General features: G+C 59.0%; 20 protein-coding genes. 12 read left to right on the forward strand and 8 right to left on the reverse strand.

Going from position 1 to position 18374, the window contains the following annotated elements:
- Positions 1-75: 75 nt before the first annotated feature.
- The 8 genes from metG (at position 76) to ATY02_RS29010 (ending at position 7121) form a co-directional block, all read left to right on the forward strand.
- Positions 76-2121 carry a methionine--tRNA ligase gene (gene metG, locus ATY02_RS28975; RefSeq protein WP_068585047.1) on the forward strand — a complete coding sequence of 682 codons (2046 nt, stop codon included), beginning with the start codon at positions 76-78 and terminating at the stop codon, positions 2119-2121.
- Positions 2122-2246: 125 nt separating this feature from the next.
- Positions 2247-2825, forward strand: coding sequence for an Rnf-Nqr domain containing protein (locus ATY02_RS28980; protein ID WP_068585045.1), 579 nt, complete (start codon positions 2247-2249; stop codon positions 2823-2825).
- Positions 2822-4027: an electron transport complex subunit RsxB gene (gene rsxB / locus ATY02_RS28985; protein WP_068585042.1), complete on the forward strand. Its 1206-nt coding sequence runs from the start codon at positions 2822-2824 to the stop codon at positions 4025-4027. The genes ATY02_RS28980 and rsxB overlap by 4 nt, the downstream gene beginning before the upstream one ends.
- Positions 4014-5003, forward strand: a complete 990-nt coding sequence (locus ATY02_RS28990; protein ID WP_068585039.1) for an RnfABCDGE type electron transport complex subunit D — start codon at positions 4014-4016, stop codon at positions 5001-5003. Before rsxB ends, ATY02_RS28990 begins: the two co-directional genes overlap by 14 nt.
- Positions 5000-5611, forward strand: a complete 612-nt coding sequence (locus tag ATY02_RS28995) for an RnfABCDGE type electron transport complex subunit G (RefSeq protein WP_068585036.1) — start codon at positions 5000-5002, stop codon at positions 5609-5611. The genes ATY02_RS28990 and ATY02_RS28995 overlap by 4 nt, the downstream gene beginning before the upstream one ends.
- Positions 5604-6188, forward strand: coding sequence for an Rnf-Nqr domain containing protein (locus ATY02_RS29000; protein WP_068585033.1), 585 nt, complete (start codon positions 5604-5606; stop codon positions 6186-6188). Before ATY02_RS28995 ends, ATY02_RS29000 begins: the two co-directional genes overlap by 8 nt.
- A gap of 7 nt (positions 6189-6195) precedes the next feature.
- Positions 6196-6834 carry an endonuclease III gene (nth, locus tag ATY02_RS29005; protein ID WP_068585030.1) on the forward strand — a complete coding sequence of 213 codons (639 nt, stop codon included), beginning with the start codon at positions 6196-6198 and terminating at the stop codon, positions 6832-6834.
- Between the two features lie 107 nt (positions 6835-6941).
- Complete coding sequence (locus tag ATY02_RS29010; RefSeq protein ID WP_068585028.1) at positions 6942-7121, forward strand: PA3496 family putative envelope integrity protein; 180 nt, start codon at positions 6942-6944, stop codon at positions 7119-7121.
- 134 nt (positions 7122-7255) lie between these two features.
- On the opposite strand, the gene ATY02_RS29015 is transcribed toward ATY02_RS29010, so the two are convergent.
- The 4 genes from ATY02_RS29015 to ATY02_RS29030 all read right to left on the reverse strand — a co-directional run bounded on the left by ATY02_RS29015 (position 7256) and on the right by ATY02_RS29030 (position 11247).
- Entirely contained in the window at positions 7256-7882 is a 627-nt protein-coding gene (locus ATY02_RS29015) for a response regulator transcription factor (RefSeq protein WP_068585386.1), read from the reverse strand.
- A gap of 413 nt (positions 7883-8295) precedes the next feature.
- The gene (locus ATY02_RS29020) at positions 8296-8712 is read right to left on the reverse strand and encodes a hypothetical protein (RefSeq protein ID WP_068595608.1); all 417 of its coding nucleotides are present in this window, start codon (positions 8710-8712) and stop codon (positions 8296-8298) included.
- A gap of 273 nt (positions 8713-8985) precedes the next feature.
- Entirely contained in the window at positions 8986-10203 is a 1218-nt protein-coding gene (locus tag ATY02_RS29025; protein ID WP_068585023.1) for an argininosuccinate synthase, read from the reverse strand.
- 129 nt (positions 10204-10332) lie between these two features.
- The gene (locus tag ATY02_RS29030) at positions 10333-11247 is read right to left on the reverse strand and encodes a flagellar protein MotY (protein WP_068585020.1); all 915 of its coding nucleotides are present in this window, start codon (positions 11245-11247) and stop codon (positions 10333-10335) included.
- Positions 11248-11404: 157 nt separating this feature from the next.
- Between ATY02_RS29030 and pyrC the strand changes: the two genes are divergently transcribed.
- Both pyrC and rnt read left to right on the forward strand, forming a co-directional pair.
- On the forward strand, positions 11405-12451 hold the full coding sequence (gene pyrC, locus ATY02_RS29035; protein ID WP_068585017.1) for a dihydroorotase: 1047 nt from the start codon (positions 11405-11407) through the stop codon (positions 12449-12451).
- A complete protein-coding gene (gene rnt, locus ATY02_RS29040; RefSeq protein WP_068585014.1) occupies positions 12448-13119 on the forward strand; it encodes a ribonuclease T in 672 nt (223 codons plus the stop codon). The genes pyrC and rnt overlap by 4 nt, the downstream gene beginning before the upstream one ends.
- Positions 13120-13180: 61 nt before the next feature.
- Here rnt and ATY02_RS29045 read toward each other — a convergent pair whose 3' ends face one another.
- The gene (locus tag ATY02_RS29045; protein ID WP_022640616.1) at positions 13181-13783 is read right to left on the reverse strand and encodes a peroxiredoxin; all 603 of its coding nucleotides are present in this window, start codon (positions 13781-13783) and stop codon (positions 13181-13183) included.
- Positions 13784-14107: 324 nt separating this feature from the next.
- On the opposite strand from ATY02_RS29045, the gene ATY02_RS29050 reads away from it, so the two are divergent.
- Positions 14108-14326 carry a bacterioferritin-associated ferredoxin gene (locus ATY02_RS29050; RefSeq protein ID WP_068585012.1) on the forward strand — a complete coding sequence of 73 codons (219 nt, stop codon included), beginning with the start codon at positions 14108-14110 and terminating at the stop codon, positions 14324-14326.
- A gap of 204 nt (positions 14327-14530) precedes the next feature.
- On the forward strand, positions 14531-15004 hold the full coding sequence (bfr, locus tag ATY02_RS29055) for a bacterioferritin (RefSeq protein WP_068585009.1): 474 nt from the start codon (positions 14531-14533) through the stop codon (positions 15002-15004).
- Between the two features lie 129 nt (positions 15005-15133).
- Here bfr and grxD read toward each other — a convergent pair whose 3' ends face one another.
- The 3 genes from grxD to ATY02_RS29075 all read right to left on the reverse strand — a co-directional run bounded on the left by grxD (position 15134) and on the right by ATY02_RS29075 (position 18104).
- Positions 15134-15475, reverse strand: a complete 342-nt coding sequence (gene grxD, locus ATY02_RS29060; protein WP_022640619.1) for a Grx4 family monothiol glutaredoxin — start codon at positions 15473-15475, stop codon at positions 15134-15136.
- A 96-nt stretch (positions 15476-15571) separates the two neighbouring features.
- On the reverse strand, positions 15572-17680 hold the full coding sequence (locus ATY02_RS29065) for a molybdopterin oxidoreductase family protein (RefSeq protein WP_068585004.1): 2109 nt from the start codon (positions 17678-17680) through the stop codon (positions 15572-15574).
- Between the two features lie 133 nt (positions 17681-17813).
- Positions 17814-18104, reverse strand: a complete 291-nt coding sequence (locus ATY02_RS29075) for a hypothetical protein (protein ID WP_068585002.1) — start codon at positions 18102-18104, stop codon at positions 17814-17816.
- Positions 18105-18374 lie beyond the last annotated feature (270 nt).

Genomic DNA, 18374 nt, shown 5'->3' on the forward strand with positions numbered 1-18374 from the left:
ACGCCTGGAAGGGTGAAAAATCCGTGCCGGCGCTTTATAGTGGCCGACCTTCGTTTCATCAAGTAGCCGAGCCCCATGTCCGAGCCACGCAAGATTCTCGTCACCAGCGCCCTGCCCTATGCCAATGGTTCCATCCACCTTGGCCACATGCTCGAGTACATCCAGACCGACATGTGGGTGCGCTTCCAGAAGCACCGCGGCAACCAATGCATCTATGTCTGCGCCGACGACGCACACGGCTCGGCCATCATGTTGCGCGCGGAAAAAGAAGGCATCACCCCGGAACAACTGATCGCCAACGTGCAGGCTGAACACAGCGCCGACTTTGCCGACTTCCTGGTGGACTTCGACAATTTCCACTCGACCCACGCCGAAGAGAACCGCGAGCTTTCGAGTCAGATCTACCTCAAGCTGCGGGACGCCGGGCACATTGCCACTCGCTCCATCACCCAATACTTCGACCCGGACAAGAAAATGTTCCTGGCCGACCGCTTCATCAAGGGCACCTGCCCGAAATGCGGCACCGAGGACCAGTACGGCGATAACTGCGAAAAATGCGGCGCCACCTACGCGCCCACCGACCTGAAGGATCCGAAGTCGGCGATCTCCGGCGCCACTCCGGTGCTCAAGGAGTCCCAGCACTTCTTCTTCAAGCTGCCGGACTTCCAGCAGATGCTGCAAACCTGGACCCGTAGCGGCACCTTGCAGGACGCCGTGGCCAACAAGATCGCCGAGTGGCTGGACGCCGGCCTGCAACAGTGGGATATCTCCCGCGATGCGCCGTACTTCGGCTTCGAGATCCCCGATGAGCCGGGCAAGTATTTCTATGTCTGGCTGGACGCACCCATCGGCTACATGGCCAGCTTCAAGAACCTCTGCGCCCGTCGCCCGGAGCTGGACTTCGATGCCTTCTGGAACAAGGACTCCAACGCCGAGCTGTATCACTTCATCGGCAAGGACATCGTCAACTTCCACGCCCTGTTCTGGCCGGCCATGCTCGACGGTGCAGGCTATCGCAAGCCGACCGGCATCAACGTCCATGGCTACCTGACCGTCAACGGCCAGAAGATGTCCAAGTCCCGCGGCACCTTCATCAAGGCCCGTACCTACCTGGATCATCTGTCGCCCGAGTATCTGCGCTACTACTACGCCTCCAAGCTGAGCCGTGGTGTCGACGACCTGGACCTGAACCTCGAAGACTTCGTGCAGAAGGTCAACTCCGACCTGGTGGGCAAGGTGGTGAACATCGCCAGCCGTTGCGCCGGCTTCATCCACAAGGGCAATGCCGGGGTGATGGTCGATACCAATGCCGCTCCGGAACTGACCGAGGCCTTCCTGGCCGCCACACCGAGCATCGCCGAGGCCTATGAGGCCCGCGACTTCGCCCGCGCCATGCGCGAGATCATGGCCCTGGCCGACCGTGCCAACGCCTGGATCGCCGACAAGGCGCCCTGGTCGCTGAACAAGCAGGAAGGCAAGCAGGATGAAGTCCAGGCCATCTGCGCTACCGGCATCAACCTGTTCCGCCAGTTGGTGATCTTCCTCAAGCCGGTGCTGCCAGGCCTGGCCGCCGACGCCGAGGCCTTCCTCAACGTCCCGGCGCTGACCTGGAACGACCACCAGCAACTGCTGGCCAACCATCAGCTCAACGAATTCAAGCCGCTGATGACCCGGATCGATCCAGTGAAAGTCCAAGCCATGACTGACGCCTCGAAAGAAGACCTGGCGGCCACCCAGACCGACACCGGGGCGCCCAAGGGCAATGGCGAGCTTGCCAAGGACCCACTGTCGCCGGAAATCGACTTCGACACCTTCGCGGCCGTTGACCTGCGCGTTGCGCTGATCGTCAAGGCCGAAGCCGTGGAAGGCGCCGACAAGCTGCTGCGCCTGACCCTGGATATCGGTGATGAGCAACGCAACGTGTTTTCCGGGATCAAGAGTGCCTACCCGGACCCGTCCAAGCTCGACGGTCGCCTGACCATGATGATCGCCAACCTCAAGCCGCGGAAAATGAAGTTCGGTATTTCCGAGGGCATGGTGATGGCGGCCGGTCCTGGCGGTGAAGAAATCTACCTGCTGAGCCCCGACAGCGGCGCCAAGCCCGGCCAGCGGATCAAGTAGGCCTGCCTGCGGGACCCCATCCCCCCGTTGCCCCTGGGCGCAACGGGGGGATTTGCATATCTGGACAATCGCACACGCGAGTTTGCCTACTCTTGAGGTACCGCCTGCTTGCATCGGCATCAACCATGACCCACTTCCTGCTCGCTCTTGTCAGCACCGCCCTGGTCAACAACTTTGTGTTGCATTGGCCTCTGGGCGCCGACCCGCTGCTTCAAGTTCAGGGCAGCGATCGACGGCGCCTGCACGCCCTGGGCCTGGCAACCACGGTCTTGATGCTGGTCAGCTGCGTGCTGGGATTGCTCCTCTATCGTGTACTGCTGGCCCCCTGGGGGCTGGAGTCTTTGCAGATGTTCGTCTGGCTGCCCCTGAACGTACTGCTGATCAAGCCACTGTTGCACCTGCTGCCACGGATCTTGCCAGCCCTGCCATTCGACGGCCTCTGGCCCCTGTTGCTGGGTAATGCCGGCGTGCTCGGCCTGCTGTTCATCGGGAGCCAGGGCAACCTCGGGCTGGTCTCCATGGGTGCCATGAGCCTGGGTGCCGGTCTCGGTTTCTGGCTGGTGCTCGGCCTGTTCCATGACCTGCGCCAGCGCGTCTGCAACAATGATATTCCCCTGCCCTGGCAAGGCCTGCCGCTGGACCTGATCGGTGCCGGCCTGCTGGCGGTGGCGTTCCTGGGCTTCAACGGACTGGTCAAACCATGAGCCTGATTCAACGCATCGACGCCCTCTTGCCCCAGACCCAATGTGGCAAGTGTGGCCATGGCGGATGCAAACCCTACGCCGAGGGCATCGCCAACGGCGAGGCCATCAACAAATGCCCGCCCGGTGGCGAGGAAACCATCGCCGGCCTGGCCCGACTACTGCAACTGCCGATCATCGAACTGGATCGCAGCCGCGGCGAAGCCCCGGCCCAGGTGGCCTACATCCGCGAAGCCGAGTGCATCGGCTGCACCAAGTGCATCCAGGCCTGCCCGGTGGACGCTATCGTCGGCGCAGCCAAGCTGATGCACACCGTGCTGCTCGACGAATGCACCGGTTGCGACCTGTGCGTCGCCCCTTGTCCCGTGGACTGCATCGACATGCTGCCCCTGCCCCCGGGCCAGGTGATACCGATTGTCGGCGGCCTGGCCAGCAGCCCCGAGCAATTGCAGGCCCGCAGCAGCAAGCGCGAGCACGCCAGGCGCCGTTTCGAACAGCGCAATCAACGCCTGCAACGCGAAGAAGCCCGACGCCTGGCCGAACGCCAGGCCCGGGCTCAAAAAGCCGCCCAGCCTGCCACGAGCGGCGACAATCCGGTCCAGGCGGCGATCGAGCGGGTCCGCGCGCAAAAGGCCGCGGCGGCCGACGCCGCGCTGAAGAAAGCCAAGATCGAACTGGCCATGAGCCGGGCCCAATTGAACAAATCGCTCAAGGCCTTCGGGCATCCGCCAACCTTCGAACAACAATCGCAACTGGTCGTCCTGCAACAGCAGTTCGAAGCCGCCGAGCAAGCCCTGGCCCACCTGGAGGCCCAAGCCCCGAGCGTTCCGGCAGCGGCGCCCCCCAAGGATGCCAATCTCAAGCGTGCCAAGATCCAGTTGGCCACCCGTCGCGCCGAACTGAAGAAGGCCGAGGCCGCAGGTGCCCCGCAGGCCGAGCTGGAAGCCCTGAGTGCCGCCCTGGCGGCGGCCGAACAGGACCTGCACGCTGCCGAGGATGCCAGCGCCAAACCGGCACCGGTGCTCACGCGTACCGAGAAACGCCCCATCGATCCGCAACTGCGCCGGCTGAAAACCGAACTGGCCTATGCCCGCGCCGAGTTGCATAAACTACAACGCCAGGCGGCCAGTGATGAGCAACTGGCACAGGCCCGGACACGCCTGAAGGAAGTCGAGCGGCAGGTGGATGCCCATGCTGCTGGTTGAAGGCGCCGACCCGCGCCTGCGCCAGGCCATGGGGCGAGTGCTGCTGGCCACGTTGCCGGGGGCGCTGGCATTGCTGTGGCTGTACGGCTGGGGAGTGTTGCTGAACCTGGTACTGGCTGCCAGCGGCGCACTGGCCATGGAGGCCCTGGTGCTGTTCTTGCGCAAGCGCCCACTGCTGCCGTCTCTCAGCGATGGCAGCGCCCTGGTCAGCGCGACCCTGCTGGCACTGGCCCTGCCGGCTTACTGTCCCTGGTGGCTGGCACCCAGTGCGGCTGCCAGCGCCCTGCTCCTGGGCAAGCACCTGTATGGCGGTGTAGGACAGAACCCCTTCAACCCCGCCATGCTGGGGTATGCCCTGGCCCTGCTGTGTTTCCCGCAGTCCATGACCCATTGGCCTGCCCCCCACGCCATGGGCCTGCTGGAGGGCTTGCAGCGGGTTTTCGACCTGGACAGCCTGCGCCCGGATGCCTGGGCCCAAGCCACGGCCCTGGACAGCCTGCGCATCAACAAGAGCCTGACGGTCGATGAACTCTTTGCCGCTCACCCGGCCTTCGGTCATTTCGGTGGGCGCGGCGTCGAGTGGGTCAACCTGGGGTTTCTCGCCGGCGGCCTGTTACTGCTGCAGCAGCGAGTCATCAGTTGGCATGCCCCTGTGGGTATGCTCGCCAGTCTGTTGCTCATCAGCCTGGTGTGCTGGAACGGCACGGGCTCCGACTCCCATGGTTCGCCGCTGTTCCATCTGCTCACCGGCGCCAGCATGCTCGCTGCCTTCTTTATCGTCACCGAACCGGTATCAGGCCCAAAGACGGCCCGGGCCCGTTTGTTGTTTGGCATCGGGGTCGGCCTGCTGACCTACCTGATCCGGACCTGGGGCAGCTATCCAGACGGAGTGGCGTTCGCCGTGCTCCTGATGAACCTTGCAGTACCGGCGCTGGAACGCTACTGCACCGCACGACAAGCCAGGGTCTCATCATGAAGACCTGGCGCAGCCTGTTACTGCTGGTCATGCTCGGCATCCTGGGCATCACCGGTACCCTGTGGCTACAACACACCACCGCCCCACGCATCGAAGCCGAGCAACGGTCGCTGCAGGCACGCAAGCTGCTGGACCTGCTGCCATCGGGCAGCTACGACAACCAGCCCCTGGACCAGCCACTTCCCTTGACCGAAGTGCAATTGGACAACAGCCTTCTGTTGGAGGGTTACCTGGCCACCCGCAATGGCCAGCCCAGTGCCCTGCTGCTGCGTAGCAGGACCACTGGCTACGCAGGCCCTATCGAATTGCTGATCGCCATCGACAGCCAAGGTCGCCTGCTGGGCAGCAAGACTCTGAAGCAGGATGAAACCCCAGGCCTTGGCGGGCTTATCGCCGAACATCCCAACCCCTGGCTGGCGGGTTTTACCGGCAAGTCCCGCGGCGATCCAGACGATAGTGCCTGGGCCCTGAAAAAGGACCATGGCCAGTTCGATCAGATCGCTGGAGCCACCATCACCTCCCGCGCCGTGATCAGTGCCTTGCATGATGCCCTGCGCTATTTCGATGAACATCGCCAGTCATTGCTGCCCCAGGTGCCCCATGGATAAGTCGCTGTCGCTACCAGGGCTGCTCATGCTGCCAACGTTGCTCGGAGCCACGGATAGCTGGGTCAAGGCACTGGGCATCGTCCTGTCCGGGGCATTGCTGATGACAGCCTTTGGCAGCGGCATGCAGCTGCTACGCCCCCATCTACCGGCCAACCGCCAAGACCTGGCCAGCCTGTTGTTGGCAGCAACCCTGGGCAGTTGCCTATGGTTGGCGGTGCAAGCCTGGAGCTATGAACTACACCAACAGCTCGGCCTTTACCTGGCGCTACTGCCCTTGCAATGCCTGGCCTTGGAGCATGCCGGATTTTTTCAACGCACAGACCGGATACGCCTGGCCGCAGGACTCTGTAGCACCTTGATCATGTTGGGAGCCTTGCGCGAAGTGCTTGGCAGCGGGGCCCTGGGAAGCCACTTGGGCTGGCTTGCCGGCCTGGCCGGTGAGGACCGTGGTTGGGTGCTGCTACCTGATGGAGGCCTGCGTTTGCTGACTCTTGCACCCGGGGGTTTTATCCTGCTGGGGCTGTTGCTGGCCGCCAAACGGGCCTGGCTCCTCAACCGATCGCCTTCGAGGAAATGAATCACCCATGAATGCAGCCAAACGCCTGGAAATATTTCGCCGGCTCCATGAAGACAACCCCGAACCCAAGACCGAACTGGCCTACTCTTCACCGTTCGAACTCTTGATCGCGGTGATTCTTTCGGCGCAATCGACCGACGTCGGTGTCAACAAAGCCACCGCCAAGCTGTTTCCCGTGGCCAACACCCCGGCCGCCATCCATGCCCTGGGCGTCGATGGATTATCCGAGTACATCAAGACCATCGGCCTGTACAACAGCAAGGCCAAGAACGTCATCGAAACCTGTCGTTTACTGGTAGAACGCCACAACAGCGAGGTACCACAAACCCGCGAAGAGCTGGAGGCCCTGCCTGGTGTTGGCCGCAAGACCGCCAACGTGGTCCTCAATACGGCCTTCCGCCAACTGACCATGGCCGTCGACACGCACATTTTCAGGGTCAGCAATCGTACGGGGCTGGCACCGGGGAAGAATGTGGTGGAAGTGGAAAAGAAGCTGATGAAATTCGTACCCAAGGAGTTTCTGCTCGATTCCCACCACTGGTTGATCCTCCATGGGCGCTATGTATGCCTGGCCCGCAAGCCGCGCTGCGGTAGCTGTCGAATCGAGGACCTGTGCGAATACAAGCAGAAGACTTCCGATGATTGACCAGGCATTGATTTTCCTGATGAGTCGATTGAAAAAATCTTTTTTACCCGCCAGGAGAATATCGATATAAGGAGCGCCAATGGCAGTCCTAGCCTGGAGTTGACCTTATGAGTACTGGCAAAGAACAATTGGAAGTAGAAGACGACTTCAACGCGGCAGAAACAGATGATGCCGAGCCCGTAGTAGAGGTTGCGAAAACCAATCTGAGCAAACGTCGCACAATCGACAATCTCCTCGAAGAGCGGCGCTTGCAAAAGCAATTGGCCGATTACGACTATGACCTCTAATAACAAAAAAACCTCCAGCCGGAGGTTTTTTTGTATCTCTGTGCTGTAACTCCTGCGGCCGGTTTCCTCGACCGACCGCAGGCTCATTCCGACGCTGCTCCCAGCTCGCGCTGAACCACTAAAATACTGAACACTCAGGCCAATCGGTGGCGCTGGGCGAATTCGATCAAATCGACCAATGAACGAGCATTGAGCTTGGTCAGCAAGCGCCGCTTGTAGGTACTGATGGTTTTATTACTCAGGCACAGGCCTTCGGCAATCTCCTTGTTACTCATGCCACTGGTAAGTTGTTGCAGTACGACCAACTCTCTTCTGGAAAGTAATTCGATCATTTCCTCCTCACTACTGACGTTCTGGCTTGAACGAAAAGAGTGAAGCGCCTCATTGGGAAAATAACTATAACCAGCCAGTACTGCCCGCACTGCACTGATCAGCTCGGTAATGCCCTGTTGCTTGCATACATAACCAGCAGCCCCAGCCTGCATGCAACGCATGGAAAATGGCCCAGGTGTCTTTAAGGTGAACACCAGGATCTTGGTGAGCATGGAGCGGGACATCAAACGATTGATAACTTCAAGACCATCAACTTTTGGAATCCCGATATCAAGAATCACAATATCGGGAATATATTCCATGGCCAACTTCAAGGCATCCATGCCGTTTTCCGCTTCAGCTACAACTTCGAACCCATGGCGCTCCATCAACATACGCACGGCCAAACGGGTAACAGGGTGATCATCCACGATCAAGACTCTTTTCATAGGGATATCTAAGTCCTGAGTTTTTAGATCCAGCACCATACCCCAGAGATTTGACTCTGACACCGAGCCCCTAGGGGCTACGGCCGTACGAGGACGTTCCTTACAAACAATAGAGAATTGCCTTACAAAACAACTAACTCAACAACAGAAAATATAAAATCACGTATAGGATTAATCTCCATACACGCAACCCAACGTATTAATACTGTAACTTATAAAAATTACCAGACGCTAAAACCCAAGACAACGAAAGCCTTATTCAACCAAGGGCATACAAGAATATAAAAAGCCCAGACTCAGAAAAATAAAAACCGGCAAAGTCCAGAAATTTTCGAAAAAACTCAGGCATAAAAATCCGGAGCTTCTTAAAGCTCCGGATATCTTCAAGGCAATTTAACTGGGCACCCTCACACTCAACTACAAGTCGCGTGGTAACGCCCTGTTGGATTCTTGAACGAAAAAGCATGGCAAGTCTTGAGGCGTCTATCGGGGTCCGTCGATTTATAAATATAAACAGTCACATGTTCCTTACCCTTGAAAGGATCAATACCTCCTATGTGCCACAAATCCTTTTTCAGATAGAGGTCAGTGTCATACAGATTGTTGTAGCCGTTGGTGATGGATTCGCTCGCTGATTCACTGAGGGTTTGACGAATACTGGTGTCTTCTCCATCAGTCGACTTCAACTCAAGCTGCTCTTCGGTAATGGCAGCCCATTTATTGCAAGCATCGTCGCTGCAGACATACACCGCTGCCATCGAATTACTGGACACAATGCCCAGGCACAGCGCTGCTGCCAGGGCCAGCAAGCAGGATTGGCGTGTTTTCATTGGCGTCCTCCCAATTGGAACTTGATTTGATATGACGATGAACAAGGTCTTGCCCCATCGTTTACAGCCCCACCAAGCTCCGACGACTTCCTGGTCATCGTGGATGGGGCTGTAGCGGACCTTATTCCCACCGGGGCGGCGGATGCCATGGCGAAATCTTTCCAACCGTGATGCAGCGGGGCGATGCTTTCCCCATAAAAAACGCCGCCTGCCTCGATGGGCAAGCGGCGCTATAGGTGTATCGATCGTGGCGGTTCATGACCGCCCAGAAACTCAGAGCAAGGTCCGGCCCTTGTTAGCGGCAATCCGCATGCGCAATGCGTTGAGCTTGATGAAGCCTGCGGCATCTGCCTGGTTGTAGGCACCGCCATCTTCTTCGAAGGTCGCGATGTTGGCATCGAACAGCGAATCATCGGACTTACGCCCAGTGACGACGACATTGCCCTTGTACAGTTTCAGGCGCACTACGCCATTCACGTTGACCTGGGAGGCATCGATCATCTGCTGCAACATCAGGCGCTCAGGACTCCACCAGTAGCCGGTGTAGATCAGGCTGGCGTACTTGGGCATCAACTCATCCTTGAGGTGAGCCACTTCACGATCCAGAGTGATGGACTCGATGGCGCGGTGCGCACGCAGCATGATGGTGCCGCCTGGGGTCTCGTAGCAGCCCCGGGACTTCATGCCCACGTAGCGGTTCTCGACGATGTCCAGGCGACCGATGCCGTTCTCGCCGCCAATGCGGTTCAGGGTCGCCAGTACGGTGGCCGGGCTCATGTCCACGCCATCGATGGCCACGATGTCGCCGTTACGATAGGTCAGCTCGATGTAGGTCGGGGTGTTGGGGGCGTTCTCCGGGGAGACGGTCCAGCGCCACATGTCTTCTTCGTGCTCGGTCCAGGTGTCTTCCAGCACGCCGCCTTCATAGGAGATGTGCAGCAGGTTGGCATCCATGGAATAGGGGGACTTCTTCTTGCCGTGGCGTTCGATCGGGATGGCGTGCTTTTCGGCATAGTCCATCAGTTTTTCACGCGACAGCAGGTCCCACTCACGCCAAGGTGCGATTACCTTTACGCCCGGCTTGAGCGCGTAGGCACCCAGCTCGAAACGCACTTGGTCGTTACCTTTGCCGGTGGCGCCATGGGAAATGGCATCGGCGCCGGTTTCGTTGGCAATTTCGATCAGGCGCTTGGCGATCAACGGACGAGCGATGGAGGTACCCAGCAGGTACTCACCTTCGTAGACGGTATTGGCGCGGAACATCGGGAAGACGAAATCACGCACGAACTCTTCGCGCAGATCGTCGATATAGATCTCTTTGACACCCATGGCTTGTGCCTTGGCGCGGGCCGGTTCGACCTCTTCGCCCTGGCCCAGGTCAGCAGTGAAAGTCACTACTTCACAGTTGTAAGTATCCTGCAGCCACTTGAGGATCACCGAAGTGTCCAGGCCGCCCGAATACGCGAGAACGACCTTGTTAACGTCCGCCATGCCATCACTCCACGGGGTTGTACGGAAAGCCGTCAAGTCTACCGATCAACGCGGATAATTTACAGAGGGGCGACAGCTTATGACGACCAAGCGACAGATTATGTCGAGCGAGCGACGACGACAGCCGTATCAGGAAGTCGCTGCAGCGTTGGCCCCTGAGGCAGCCTGGGGAGCTGGAGCCGGCTTCTCGGGTGCAGCGACACGTTCCAGATGCACGTTGACCCGACGGTTTTTCGCCCGATTGGCGGCATTGGTATTGGGAGCCAGGGGATAGCGTTCGCCATGGAAGCGCACGACGATCTGGTTTTCCGCCAAACCGTTGGCCTTGAAGAACTCCATCACCGCCAGCGCCCGACGGCGCGACAGGTCACGGTTGGTCAGGCGATTGCCGCTATTGTCCGAATGGCCGTCAAGCTCGACATGATTGACCGTAGGATCGGCCTTGATGAAGTCCACCATCACCTGCAGCTTGGCCTTGGCCCGGGCGTCCAGCTCGATACCGCCTCCAGGAAAGCCAATCTCGGCCTGCTTGACCTGCTCATAGTTCATCGGCAGCAGTTTGGTCATGCAGACTTGATAGTCGCTGTAAGCCTTGCTGAATTTCACCGGCAGCAGGCGCACCTCGGACACGCCCCCTTCACGGGAGTAATGACGCACCACCGGACTGCGCCCTTCCAGCAGGCCGACGATCAGGCGCCCAGCCTGCATCTGGTTACTGTTGAACAGAACCCCATCGGAACCGGCCTTGACGGCCCCCAGGTTGATGTCGCCACGTCCCGGCTGCCACGGTGCGGCCGCAGCGAGCAGGGTGGCAGAGCCCCCTGCCTGCATCGGGTTGAAGCTCTTGAGACGGAAAATCGCCTGCTCGCCAGCCCGGCGAACGAACTCACCGGAACCAAAATCGGTAACGGGCTGGATCAAGCGGCACTCGAACTTGTCGCCTTCGACCGTCCACTCAATGCTCTCCAGGCGGGTCTGGAAAGTGAGAGCCATCGCGGGCAGGCTGGCAAACACACTGAGCAAGGCTAGATAACGCTGGCGCACGGGAGGCTCCACTGACGTGTACAACAGAAAAATCGACAGGCGTGAATACGCCATACCTTCGGGATATCGGTTGCTCTGAGCAAAACTTGATAGCGAGTGCCTGCAAGAGTCTTTTCCGGTAGCATTCCCCCCTAGTTTTACCCGCCTGGAACCTCCCATGTCCGACCGCCTGACCCTACTGCGTCCCGACGACTGGCACATCCATCTTCGCGATGGGGCCGTGTTGCCCAATACAGTCGCAGATGTCGCGCGCACCTTTGGCCGCGCCATCATCATGCCCAACCTGGTACCTCCGGTACGCAACGCCGAACAGGCCGATGCCTACCGCCAGCGTATCCTGGCTGCTCGCCCAGCCGGCAGCAGCTTCGAACCGCTGATGGTGCTCTACCTCACCGACCGCACCCAACCGGACGAAATCCGTGAAGCCAAGGCCAGTGGCTTCGTGCACGCCGCCAAGCTGTACCCGGCCGGCGCCACTACCAACTCGGACTCGGGCGTGACCAGCATCGACAAGATCTTCCCAGTCCTGGAAGCCATGGCTGAAGTCGGCTTGCCGCTGCTGGTCCATGGCGAAGTGACCCATGGTGATATCGATGTCTTCGATCGCGAGAAGATCTTCATCGATGAACACATGCGGCGAGTGGTCGAGCGCTTCCCGACCCTCAAGGTGGTGTTCGAGCACATCACTACCGCCGATGCCGTGCAGTTCGTCAAGGAGGCTTCGGCCAAGGTCGGCGCCACCATCACTGCACACCACCTGCTGTACAACCGTAACCACATGTTGGTCGGCGGGATTCGCCCGCACTTCTATTGCCTGCCGATCCTCAAGCGCAACATCCACCAGCATGCCCTGCTGGATGCGGCCACCAGCGGCAACGAGAAGTTCTTCCTCGGTACCGACTCGGCGCCCCATGCCCAGCATGCCAAGGAAGCCGCCTGCGGTTGCGCCGGTTGCTACACCGCTTTCGCGGCCATCGAGCTGTATGCCGAAGCCTTCGAACAGCGCAATGCGCTGGACAAACTGGAAGCCTTCGCCAGCCTCAACGGCCCACGCTTCTATGGCCTGCCGGCCAACACCGATCGCATCACCCTGGTTCGTGAAGAATGGACCGCCCCCGCCAACCTGCCATTCGGTGAGTTGACCGTCATTCCGCTGCGCGCCGGAGAAAAACTGCGCTGGCGCCTGCTGGAGGATCACTCGTGAGTGACGACCATTTCGACGACGAGCAAGAAGGTAACAGCGGTGGTTCTCGCCACCCCATGGCGGCACGTTTTCGCGGCTACCTGCCAGTCGTCGTCGACGTTGAAACCGGTGGTTTCAACTCAGCTACCGACGCACTGCTGGAAATCGCCGCCACCACCATCGGCATGGACGAAAAAGGCTTCGTGTTCCCCGAACACACCTATTTCTTCCGGGTCGAGCCTTTCGAAGGCGCGAACATCGAGCCTGCGGCCCTGGAGTTCACCGGGATCAAGCTCGATCACCCCCTGCGCATGGCTGTCAGCGAGGAGACCGCCCTCACGGATATTTTCCGCGGGGTGCGCAAGGCCCTGAAGGCCAACGGTTGCAAGCGCGCGATCCTGGTCGGTCACAACAGCAGCTTCGACCTGGGCTTCCTCAATGCCGCCGTGGCGCGTCTGGACATGAAGCGCAACCCGTTCCATCCGTTCTCCAGCTTCGACACCGCTACACTCGCGGGCCTGGCATACGGCCAGACGGTACTGGCCAAGGCCTGCCAGAGCGCGGACATCGACTTCGACGGCCGCGAGGCACACTCGGCGCGCTATGACACCGAGAAGACTGCCGAGCTGTTCTGCGGCATCGTCAACCGCTGGAAGGAAATGGGCGGCTGGCAAGACTTCGACGACTGAATATCGCCTGCATAAAAAAACCGGCCCTTAAGGCCGGTTTTTTTATGCGAGAGGCCTGGCCTTACAGCTTGCCAGCGTTCTCGGTCAGGTAAGCGGCAACGCCTTCTGGCGAAGCGGTCATGCCCTTGTCGCCTTTTTTCCAGTTGGCTGGGCAAACTTCGCCGTGCTCTTCGTGGAATTGCAGAGCGTCGACCAGACGGATCAGCTCTTCCATGTTACGGCCCAGCGGCAGGTCGTTGACGATCTGCGAACGAACCACACCCTTGTCGTCGATCAGGAACGCGCCACGGAAAGCCACGCCGCCTTCGGACTCTACGTCGTAGGCCTTGGCGATTTCGTGCTTCATGTCGGCAGCCATGATGTATTGAACCTGACCGATGCCGCCGGCATTGATCGGGGTGTTGCGCCAGGCGTTGTGAGTGAAGTGCGAGTCGATCGAAACAGCGATCACTTCTACGTTGCGGGCCTTGAAGTCAGCCATGCGGTGGTCCAGGGCGATCAGCTCGGACGGGCAGACGAAGGTGAAGTCCAGTGGGTAGAAGAACACCAGGCCGTATTTGCCTTTGATGGCCGAGGACAGGGTGAAGCTGTCGACGATTTCGCCATTGCCCAGAACGGCTGGGACGGTGAAGTCAGGGGCTTGTTTGCCTACGAGTACGCTCATTGGATATCTCCTGGTGTGGACGTAGTAATGGAAGAAGGGGATGGGTCCTGAGTCTGCCACGCTGATGCGACAACTCCATGACCTGGCCCCGCTCCGCAAGAACCGCCCATGATACACGGCGTTTTGAGCTGTTCTTAGTGGTTTTTCTCCAAGCAGGCCTGCAAGGCTGGAAATGCCATTAATCTGTCATTACCGGGAGCAAAAGCCATTCGTCACTCCGGCAGGAAAAGACCATAAAGGCTGTCGAAACCACTTTGACAATCATTCTCGTTAACATTAAGATCCATCGCAATTGAGCCCCCAACCAGCGACGGTTCTCATCCTATGTATGTCTGCCTCTGCACCGGTGTCACCGACGGTCAAATCCGCGAAGCGATCTACGAAGGCTGCTGCAGCTACCGCGAAGTACGTCAGGCCACTGGCGTTGCCAGCCAATGCGGCAAGTGTGCGTGCCTTGCCAAGCAAGTGGTTCGTGAGACTTTGAGCGAATTGCAGAGTGCCCAGGCGGCAATTCCCTATCCAGTGGAATTCAATGTCGCTTGATTTAATCACCCAGATTCAAACAACCGGACCTAGTGTCCGGTTTTTTTATGCCTGTAATTCAATTGCTTAGAGGTAAAACGCGGAACACAAACATTCTTATTCCGATTAATTTTCATATATTATTCAATAACTTAGGTTTGACAGTAATCTTTATGCGGCTCAAACTCTGCCCATGTTCCACTAATTACAGGGCAGGACCCCATCATGAAAGGCGACATCACAGTCATCCAGCATCTCAATAAAATCCTTGCCAATGAACTGGTCGCGATCAATCAGTACTTCCTGCATGCCCGCATGTATGAAGATTGGGGCCTGAACAAGCTGGGCAAGCACGAGTACCACGAGTCCATCGACGAAATGAAGCATGCGGACAAGCTGATCAAGCGCATTCTTTTCCTCGAAGGCCTGCCTAACGTCCAGGACTTGGGCAAGCTGCACATCGGTGAACACACCAAGGAAATGCTCGAGTGCGACCTGCGCATCGAGCGTACCGGTCATGCAGACCTCAAGGCAGCGATCGCCTACTGTGAATCGGCCGGCGACTTCGGCAGCCGTGAACTGCTGGAAGATATTCTCGAATCCGAAGAAGAACATATCGATTGGCTGGAAACCCAACTGGGCCTGATCGATAAAGTTGGTATCGAGAACTATCTGCAATCGCAAATGGGTGACGAGTAACTTAGCTCGTTATATCCCCGACAATAAAAAGCCCCGCCTCTTTCCAGAAGTGGGGCTTTTTTGCATTACGTGGATATATTCGCGTAATGCGCAGGAGCGAGTGCTCTCGCTCCTGCAAGACAGCCTGGATCAGGCTTCGGTCTTGGCTGCGGCTGCTTTCTCGGCAGCGGCCTTGATCAGGGTCTGCAGTTCACCGTTGGCGAACATTTCAGCCATGATGTCACTACCGCCAACCAACTCACCGTCTACCCACAGCTGCGGGAAGGTTGGCCAGTTGGCGTATTTGGGCAGGTTGGCGCGAATTTCCGGGTTCTGCAGGATGTCCACGTAAGCGAACTTCTCGCCACACCCCATCACGGCCTGAGCGGCTTTCGCGGAGAAGCCACACTGTGGGGCATTCGGCGAGCCTTTCATGTAAAGCAGAATGGTGTTGTTGGCAATCTGCTCTTTAATAGTTTCGATGATATCCATGGAACACCTCGGCTGAACTTTCCGACTCTGTTGTCGGCACGGTGGCGCATTGTAACGGAATCCTGAGCGTACTGCTTGGCCTCTCCGACAGACTTCTCAGGCGGCCTCAACCTTTACCGGTACCCCATTCAATGCAGCGTTTCCCGACAGTGCATCCAAGTGGCGCTCATCGGTCAGGTCATTGACGCTGCAGCCCGGCTGCTGCGTGGCAATGTTCATCTGCACTCCCGAGCGCCCGTGCCCCCAGCCATGGGGCAGGCTCACCACTCCGGGCATCATCTCCTCACTGGCCAGCACTTCGACTTCCACCGCACCGACCCGGGAACTGATACGCACCCTCTGGCCATCGCTCAGGCCCCGCCGGGCCAGGTCCTGGGGATGCATCAGCAACTGATGGCGAGGCTTGCCCTTCACCAGGCGATGATAGTTATGCATCCAGGAATTATTGCTGCGCACATGCCGGCGTCCGATCAGCAGCAACTCCTCCACTGCCGGCGCCCCCTGCTCGGCAAAGCGCTGCAGGTCCGCCATGATCGCCGGCGGTGCGACCTGGACCCTGCGGTTATCGGTCCTCAGGCGCTGCGCCAGGTTTGGCTGCAGAGGCCCCAGGTCGATGCCATGCGGGTGCTGCTCGAGGGTCTGCAAGGACAAGCCAAACGGTGAGCCATCGCCATAACGCCCGGCTCTGAGGCCCATGTCGATCATCTGCGCAGGGGCCATGGTCGGCTTGAGCGGGTTTCCAGTCCTTGCCGCGAACGCCTTGGCCAAGCCGACGAATATCTCCCAATCGTGCAGGGCCCCCTCGGGCTTGGGCAGGATCGCCCGATTGAAACGGCTGACATTACGCACAGCAAATAGATTGAAGGTGGTGTCGTAGTGATCGTTCTCCAGCGCCGAGGTAGAAGGCAGGATCAAATCTGCATAGCGAGTGGTCTCATTGATGTACAGATCGATGCTGACCATGAAATCCAGGCCGTCCAGGGCCTCCTCCAGGCGCCGGCCATTGGGGGTGGACAGCACCGGGTTGCCCGCCACCGTGACCAGGGCTCGTACCTGCCCCTCCCCCGGAGTGAGCATTTCTTCAGCCAGGGCTGAAACGGGCAGTTCGCCACCGTACTCGGGAAGCCCGGACACCCGACTCTGCCAGGCATTGAAATGCCCGCCGGAGGTCGCCGCCACCAAATCCACCGCCGGCTCGGTACACAAGGCGCCGCCAACCCGATCGAGATTACCCGTGATCAGGTTCAGCAATTGCACCAGCCAATGACACAAGGTACCGAACGCCTGGGTGGAGATCCCCATGCGTCCGTAGCAGACGGCCTTGTCCGCACTGGCAAAGTCTCGGGCCAGTTGACGAATCAAGGGAGCCGGAATCGCACACAGTGGGCTCATGGCCTCGGCGGTGAAACGGGAAACCGCCTGGCGCACCTCGGCCAACCCATCCACCTGCAAATGGCTGTCGCGGGTCGGCCCCTCCTCGAAGATGCTGTTCAACATGCCCAGTAGCAAGGCCACGTCTGCACCCGGGCGAATGAACAGGTGCTGGTCGGCCATCGCCGCCGTCTCGCTGCGTCGAGGATCGACCACCACCACCTTGCCTCCCCGAGCCTGGATGGCCTTCAGGCGCTTTTCCACGTCCGGCACGGTCATGATGCTGCCATTGGACGCCAAGGGGTTGCCGCCAAGGATCAGCATGAAGTCAGTGTGATCGATATCGGGGATCGGCAACAGCAAACCATGGCCGTACATGAAGTAACTGACCAGATGGTGGGGTAACTGATCGACAGAGGTCGCCGAAAACCGATTGCGAGTCTTGAGCTGGTTGAGGAAATAGCCGCTATGGGTCATCAGTCCATAGTTATGGACGCTGGGATTACCCTGGTAGGTGGCGACCGCATCATTGCCATGGTGCTGCTGGATATCCACCAGGCGCTCGGCCACCAGGGCAAAAGCCTCATCCCAGCCGATAGGCTGCCATTGCTTGCCGATGCGACGTACCGGCTGGCGCAAGCGATCAGGATCATTCTGGATATCTTGCAGGGCCACGGCCTTGGGACAGATATGGCCACGACTGAAACTGTCTTGATGATCGCCCTTGATCGAGGTAATGCGTGGGCCGCCCTCCTCTTCCTGCGTCACTTCCAGGGTCAAGCCGCAAATAGCTTCACACAGATGGCAAGCACGGTGATGCAGAGTCTTGGTCATGGCCAGCCTCTATTATTTGAAGTACCTGCGTTCAGGCACCGAAGGCAAAAACTATGGCCGCAGCCACGCAAGGACACCAGGGACGTTCGTCATATGAATTCATGGCTATCAACCCAGGCCATGATTGCCACGCTCAATTGGGCGGCAGCCTGGGCAAGCCCTCGGAAGGTATCTGGGCCGTGGTATCCACAGGGCCTTGCCCCGGGTAATCGGCCGACAATTCGGCGAGCAATCGCCAATGCTCGTCGAGACCGGCGCTGATGCTCATCATCCGGTCGATCATCTTGCGCGCAGCAGCCCGGGTCACCTGGTCCTCGCTGCGCAACAGCTCGAATGAAAACGCCGTCACCGAGGCGGTCATGTCGGTGAGCGCCCGGGCCGTGAGCCCCAGCAGCGTCATCAATTGTTGCTCCTTGGACTCCATCGCACATGCATCCCTGCTACTGATTCGCCTTTATAACCCCAGCACTTTGCATTAGGAAATGTTTCAGGCTGGGGCCCCACAAACGCCCCCATCACGAATCTTCGGCCCATGGGTCAGAAAACGACCGCACCGGCACCGGCAGCGCCCCACTCAATTGCCAAGCCGTGCCGGGGCAGTGTACAAATGCCTGGCTGCTGTCTGGAAACTGGTCCCTGAAGTGCCAGCGCATTCGCACCCTGGCCTCCCTGAATGCCCATAATCGTCGTAGCA

It is taken from the genome of Pseudomonas sp. BIOMIG1BAC, from assembly GCF_001705995.2.
Classification (GTDB): domain Bacteria; phylum Pseudomonadota; class Gammaproteobacteria; order Pseudomonadales; family Pseudomonadaceae; genus Aquipseudomonas; species Aquipseudomonas sessilinigenes.